We start from the raw sequence: 7,471 nt of genomic DNA, 5'->3' as shown, positions 1-7,471 counted from the left end.
CTTCGGTGGCGGCCAGCAGAACGGCCGCTTCGCCTTCAAGGGCCGCGAACTGGAGGTGTCCTATTCCGGTGGCTGGGAAGAGGGCGACCGCCCCAACCCTGCGCCCATGCTGCTGAGCGCACGCGGCTGGGGCATGCTGCGCAACACCTGGAGCGATGGCACCTACGATCTGCGCCAGGCCGACCAGGCCACGCTGCTGCACCGCGAAGACCGTTTCGATGCGTACTACTTCGTCGGCCCCAGCCTGCACACCCTGCTGGACCGCTACACCACCTTGACCGGCCGTGCCGCGCTGCTGCCGCGCTGGGCGTTCTCCTACGGCGACGCCGACTGCTACAACGACGGCGACAACATCAAGAAGCCCGGCAGCGTGCCCGATGGTTGGAGCGACGGTCCCACCGGCACCACCCCGGACGTGGTGGACAGCGTGGCCAAACAGTACCGCGACCACGACATGCCCGGCGGCTGGATCCTGCCCAACGATGGCTATGGCTGCGGCTACAAGAAGCTGCCGGAAACGGTGAAGGGCCTGGCCCAGTACGGCTTCAAGACCGGTCTGTGGACCGAGAACGGCGTGGACAAGATCGCCTGGGAAGTGGGCACCGCCGGCAGCCGCGTGCAGAAGCTGGACGTGGCTTGGACCGGCAAGGGCTACCAGTTCGCGATGGACGCCAACCAGTCCGCGTTCAACGGCATCCTGCACAACTCCGACTCGCGCCCGTTCCTGTGGACGGTGATGGGCTGGGGCGGCATCCAGCGCTACGCGGTGGCCTGGACCGGCGACCAGAGCAGCAGCTGGGATTACATCCGCTGGCACATTCCGACCCTGGTCGGCTCGGGGCTGTCGGGCATGGCTTACGCCAGCGGTGATGTGGATGCGATCTTCGGCGGCAGCGCCGAAACCTTCACCCGCGACCTGCAGTGGAAGAGCTTCACCCCGGTGCTGATGGGCATGTCCGGCTGGTCGGGCAACGCCCGCAAGCACCCGTGGTGGTTCGATGAGCCCTACCGCAGCGTCAACCGCGATTACCTGAAGCTGAAGATGCGCATGACCCCGTACATGTACGGGCTGGCGCATGAAGCAGCCACCACCGGCGCACCGCTGCTGCGCGCGCTGATGTGGGATTACCCGCAGGACCCGCAGGCCTATACCGAGGCCTACAAGTACCAGTTCCTTCTGGGCCGCGAGCTGTTGATCGCGCCGGTGTACCGCAGCCAGGCGGCCAGCCGCGGCTGGCGCCGCGACATTCACCTGCCGCAGGGCCGCTGGATCGACTACTGGGACGGCCGCCAGCTGCAGGCCGGTGCCGCCGGCCGCACCCTGGACCGCGCCGTGGACCTGGCCACCCTTCCGGTGTTCGTGCGCGCCGGCGCGATCATCCCGATGTACCCGGACATGCTCTACGACGGGCAGAAGCCGCTGGATGAAGTCACCTTCGACCTGTACCCGCAGGGCGACGCGCAGTACACCCTGTACGAAGACGACGGCAACACCCGGCGTTACGAGCAAGGCGAATCGAGCACCCAGCAGGTGACCGTGCAGGCCCCCGCGCAGGGCACGGGCCCGGTGCAGGTGCGCATCGGTGCGGTGCAGGGCCAGTACGCCGGCCAGCTGCCGCAACGCCGCTACGCCTTGCGCGTGCTCAGCCGCCAGCGCCCCACCGCCGTCGCCCTGGGCGAGCGCGCGCTGCCCATGCTGGCCGACAAGGCAGCCTGGCAGGCCGCCAGTGAAGGGTGGTACTTCGATGCCGCCGAGCGTCGCGGCACGCTGCATGTGCGCACCGCGCCCACCGATATCCGCCAGCCGCTGGCGCTGCAGCTGGCCCTGCCGGTGGCCGCCGCCGTGGCGGACGACGCCTACCCGGCCGCGCCGGAACTGGGCCGCGCACTGCCCTCCGACAGCCTGCTGGTGGTCAACCGCCCGGCCGAAGAGCAGGGCTACGCGCTGGAAAAGGCCTTCGACGACGACCCCGCCACCTGGTTCCGCACGGTGCGCAACCAGGCGGTCAAGACCGGCGCCCACGAATGGGTGATCGGCTTCGGCGAGCGCAAGCTGATCGACGGGATCGAACTGGCGCCACGCAACGATCAGCACTGGAAGAACGGCCAGATCCGCGACTACGAGGTCTACCTGGCCGACAGCAACGGCGAGTGGGGCGAACCGGTCAAGCGGGGCCGCCTCACCCTGCAGCAGGGCATGCAGCAGATCGACTTCCCCGCCCAGGCCGGCCGCCTGCTGCGCTTCCGTGTGCTGAGCACGCAGAACCCCGACGGCGACGGTGCCAGCGCCAGCGATCCGATGGTGACCGCCGCGCAGGGCAGCGTGGCCCGTGCGGTGGATGCGCTGCAGCCGCGCGACGTTGGCCCGATCGTGCTGTCCAGCTTCCATGTGCTGGAACACCCGCAGCCCACCACGCCGGCACAGCAGCTGTATCTGTCCGCGCTGCCGCTGCCGGCCGCGTTGCAGGCCAGCGTGGCCAGCGACCACGCCTTTGGCGGCCAGGCGGCGTTGCGCATGAACGGCCTGCTGTTCCGCCGCGGCCTGGGCGTGAATGCCAGCAGCCGCATCGACCTGAAACTCACCGGCAGCTGGCGCCTGCTGCGCGCCGACCTGGGCATCGATGACCAGTGCCGCGCCGCCGGTGGCATGCAGTTCCAGGTGTGGGGCGACAACCGGCTGCTGTATGACAGCGGCCTGGTCAAGGCGCCCGGCGTGGTCAAACCGGAACTGGACGTACGCGGCCTGCACACCTTGAGCCTGCGCACGCTGGGCGCGCAGGGCGACCACCCCGCGCAGGTCTGCGGCAACTGGGCCAACGCCGCGCTGATCGGACAGGAGGGCGATACCGCCAGCATCGTGTCGCCGTAACCGAAGAAACACGCTTTCAGAAAAACAGCTCTCTCCGTTTCCCGTCTGCGGCCGTGTGGCCGCGGCACGGGGGACGTTTGCCCGAAAACACCCATCCACCGCCAGCCCCACGCTGCGGATCGAACAAGGAGACAAAGATGTTGACCGAACGCCATCGCCATCGCTGCATCCCCGCTACCCCCTTGTCCATCGCACTGGGCCTGGCCCTTGCCGTGGTCGGCAACGCCGGTGCGCAGGAGGCCGCGCCCGCTGCCAAGGCCACCGAACTGCAGCGCATTGAAGTGACCGGCTCCAACATCCGCCGCAGCGACGTGGAAACCGCCTCGCCGGTGCAGGTGATCAGCAAGCAGGACATCGAGAACATGGGCGCGCGCACGCTGCTGCAGGTGCTCGACAACCTGCCGGCGGCACGTCCCGCCCAGCAGGATGCGCGCTCGCTGTTCACCGGTTCCGACGGCGCCTCGCAGGCCAACCTGCGTGGCCTCGGCGCGCAGGGCACGCTGGTGCTGCTGAACGGGCGTCGCCTGTCGTACTACGGCGCGCCGGCCGGCTTCCAGACCCAGTTCGTCAACATCGATGCGATTCCCGCCGCGGCGATCGAACGCATGGAAGTGCTCACCGACGGCGCCTCGGCGGTGTACGGTACCGACGCGGTGGCCGGTGTCATCAACGTGATCACCAAGCGCTCCTACCAGGGTGCGGAAATCAACCTCACCACCGACAAGTCCTCGCGCATCAGTTCCTACGGCGAACACCAGGGCAGCATCACCGCCGGCTTCGGTGACCTGGATGAAGACCGCTACAACGTGTACGCCTCGGTCAACCTGTACCGGCGCGATGCGATTCCGCTGAGCGATTTCTACGACAAGCGCCCGTCCCAGTACTACGTCAACAATCCCAACTACCTGCCCAACCTGCGCCTGGGCACCGGCAGCAAGCCGGGCGAGTTCAACCCGGGCAGCTACTTCGCCTTCGACCCGGTCACCGGTCGTCGCGTGCAGGAAGCCGCACCGGGCTGCAACAACGTGCTCACCAGTGAAGCAGCCGGCCCGCGCTGTATCTGGGAGACGTGGATGAACAACGAGATCGACGCCGGCGCCAAGTCCGAGCGCAATACCGCCTACGTCAACGCCCACTTCCTTATCGGCGACAGCACCGAGGCGTTCGCCGAAGCGACCTACACCGACATCGACCTCACCGCCAACGGCGGCACCCCGCGTGCCTACGGCACCACCACCGGCAACCCCACCAGCTGGTTCTCGCGCAACACCGGCACCACCGTCAACCAGTTCCTGTACCCGTACCTGGGCCCGAACAACGAGTACAACCACGCTTCGCCCGAACTGAAGGCCCTGATGGGCGGCGTGGTCGGCCTGCAGTACCTGCTGCAGGACGTGGGCGCCAGCCACTTCGGCCAGCGCAACACCGACCAGAGCTACCGCGTGGTGGCCGGCCTGCGCGGCGACGTGGGCGACTGGAACTGGGAAACCGCCTTCGCCACCGCCGGCAGCCACTCGGTGACCTACCAGACCACCAACGTCAACCTGGCCGGCTTCGAGAAGGCGTTTGGCCCATACAGCGTCGACCCGGGCACCGGGCGGGTGATCATCTCCGACCACCCGGCGTACAAGTTCGGCGAAATCAGCGACGCCAACGCGGCGCTGATCCGCGAAGCGTTCCCCACCTTCGACATCCAGTCCTGGACCCGCCTGCACACCCTGGACGGCAAGATCGAAGGCCCGCTGTTCCAGATGCCGGCCGGTGAAGTGCGCGCGGCCTTCGGCTTCAATGCCAGCCGCGAAACCTTCTACACCCCCGGCAACCCCGACGCGGCCAACGGCCTGATCACCCAGCAGGGTGGCTCGTGGTTCGACGGCAAGCGCAACACCTACGCGCTGTTCGCCGAAACCGTGGCCCCGCTCACCGAGAAGCTGGAACTGGACGCGGCACTGCGCGTGGACAAGTACCCCGACTTCAGCGCCAACCTGGCCCCGAAGGTCGGCCTGAAGTACCAGATGTTCGACCAGCTGATGCTGCGCGGCACCTATTCCACCGGCTTCCGCGCGCCCAGCCTGGCCGAATCCGGCAACGGCGGCGTGTTCGCCCAGCTCGGCGGCTACCGCGACGAACTGCGCTGCAACGAGACCAATGCCATCGCCAACCTGCTGCTGCAGTCCCGGCGTGGCGGTGACGTGGACCTGGGCAAGACCCTGCTCAACAGCGACTGCAGCCGCACCGTGGCGCGCATGACCCAGCCCAACCCGGACCTGAAGCCGGAGAAGGCCAAGATCACCACGCTGGGCTTCGTCTACGAGCCCACCGCGTGGCTGTCGGTGTCGGCCGATTACTGGTTCATCTACCGCACCAACGAAATCGTCGCACCCGATTACACCCGCGACGAAGACATCATCTCCTCGACCCGCTCGCCGATCACCGAAGCCGACCGTGCCAACCAGGCGGCGCTGGCGGCCATGTGCGCCGACCCGGCCAGCGGCGTCAGCTGCCCCGGCACGCTGCCCGGTTACAGCACCGGCAACGTGGCCAGCGTGGTGGGCCAGTACAAGAACCGCGGCAAGACCCTGATCGACGGTTTCGACATCGACGCACGCAGCCGCTTCTCGCTGGGCGAGTGGGGCAACCTGAACATCGGCGTGGCCGCCACCATCGCCAACCGCAACCGCTCCTACCTGGACGAGGAAAGCGGCTGGTACTACGGTGACCTGGTGGGCTATTACAACAACCCGCGCCTGCGTGCCACGTTGAACGCCGACTGGAGCTACAAGCAGGTCACCACCAGCATGTTCATCAACTACGTGGGCGGCACCAAGTGGGCGCTCCAGCAGATCGATGAAGAAGACAACAACCCGCAGACCTGCACCGCCGGCTACCTGCCGGTGGAACAGAGCAAGTGCGACGGCGCCCCGTCGTGGTGGACCGCCAACCTGAGCGTGGCCTGGCGTCCGGATGACCACTGGAACGTGGGCTTCACCATCAAGAACCTGTTCGACCGCCTGCCGTTCTACGATCCGAACAGCTTCCTGGGCGATTCCAGCGATTACGCGACCATCTTCGGTCGTGGTTACAGTCTGACCGTCGGCTATAAGTTCTGACGGTTCCACCGCGCCGGCCCCCGCCGGCGCGGTCTCAAGAAGAGGAGTGTTCCATGCAACGTAGGGAATTCATCGCGGCCAGCGCCGCCGTCGCCGCCAGCAGCCTGCTGCCGCAGGTGCCGGCCTGGGCGCGCGGGCGCAAGGTGCGGCTGGGCCTGATCGGCACGGGTATGCGCGGCCAGGTGCTGCTGAAGGAGCTGGTGCGCCGCGACGACGTGGAAGTGGTGGCGCTGTGCGACATCGAACCGATCATGCTCGGCCGCGCCGTGGAGATGGTGGCCAAGGCCGGCAAGCCGGCGCCGAAAACCTACGGCCAGGACCGCGACGTCAATGCCTGGAAGCGCCTGCTGGAACAGCGCGGGCTGGATGGCGTGGTCATCGCCACCCCGTGGGAGTACCACGCCCCGATGGCCATTGCGGCCATGCAGGCCAGGATCGCGGTCGGCTGCGAGGTGGTGGCCGGCATCACCCTGCAGGACCACTGGGACGTGCTCAAGACCCAGCTGTCCACCGGCACCCCGTACATGCTGCTGGAGAACGTCTGCTACCGGCGCGATGTGATGGCCGCTCTGCAGATGGTGCGGCAGGGCCTGTTCGGCGAACTGGTGCACCTGCAGGCCGGCTACCAGCACGACCTGCGCGGGGTGAAGTTCAACTCCGGCGACCCCAACCAGCCCTATGACAGCGGTGTGGAGTTCGGCGCCAAGGGCTGGTCCGAAGCGCGCTGGCGCACCGAGCACTCGGTCAAGCGCAACGGCGAGCTGTACCCCAGCCACGGCATCGGCCCCTGCGCCATGTACACCGGCATCAACCGCGGCAACCGCTTCACCCACATCAATGCGTTCGCCAGCAAGGCGCGCGGCCTGCACGACTACACCGTGGCCAAGAGCGGCGGCACCACCCACCCCAGCACCAAGGTGGCCTTCAAGCTGGGCGACGTGGTGACCACCACGCTGGCCTGCGAGAACGGCGAGACCATCATCCTGCAGCACGACACCTCGCTGCCGCGCCCGTATTCGATGGGCTTCCGCGTACAGGGCACCAAGGGCCTGTGGATGGACGTCAACCAGTCCATCCACATCGAAGGCCGCAGCCCGCCGCACAAGTGGGAAGACTTCAAGGGCTACCAGGACCAGTACGAGCACCCGCTGTGGAAGCAGCACGCCGACACCGCCGCGAGCGCCGGCCACGGCGGCATGGACTGGTTCGTGATCCATGCGTTCGTGGAAGCACTGAAGGCCCGCGCGCCGATGCCGATCGACATCTACGACGCCATCACCTGGAGTGCGATCACCCCGCTGTCGGAGCAGTCCATCGCCAACAGCTTCCAGACGCTGGAATTCCCAGACTTCACCGCCGGGCTGTGGAAGCAGCGCAAACCGATCTTTGCGTTCGACGGGACGTATTGAGCAAAGGCGCACCGACCCACGGTCGGCGCCAACCGACGCCGTCCGCCATCGCACTGTCACGCAGCGTGCGCACAGTACATGCC

The 7,471-nt window shown here is 67.5% G+C and carries 3 protein-coding genes; all 3 read left to right on the top strand.

Annotated features, from left to right (window positions below; translation table 11 throughout):
• Window positions 1-2,869 (top strand): TIM-barrel domain-containing protein (locus DBR34_RS03990; RefSeq protein WP_128095800.1); only part of this gene is annotated, 2,869 nt, incomplete at its 5' end.
• Window positions 2,870-3,006: 137 nt separating this feature from the next.
• A complete protein-coding gene (locus DBR34_RS03985) occupies window positions 3,007-5,979 on the top strand; it encodes a TonB-dependent receptor (protein ID WP_128095799.1) in 2,973 nt (990 codons plus the stop codon).
• A gap of 53 nt (window positions 5,980-6,032) precedes the next feature.
• Complete coding sequence (locus tag DBR34_RS03980; RefSeq protein WP_128095798.1) at window positions 6,033-7,388, top strand: Gfo/Idh/MocA family oxidoreductase; 1,356 nt, start codon at window positions 6,033-6,035, stop codon at window positions 7,386-7,388.
• Window positions 7,389-7,471: the final 83 nt, after the last annotated feature.

Source organism: Stenotrophomonas sp. HMWF003, from assembly GCF_003061285.1.
GTDB classification, from domain to species: Bacteria; Pseudomonadota; Gammaproteobacteria; order Xanthomonadales; family Xanthomonadaceae; genus Stenotrophomonas; species Stenotrophomonas maltophilia_AP.
Note: the sequence above shows the minus strand (reverse complement) of the source record. Positions and strands in the feature narration are given on the sequence as shown.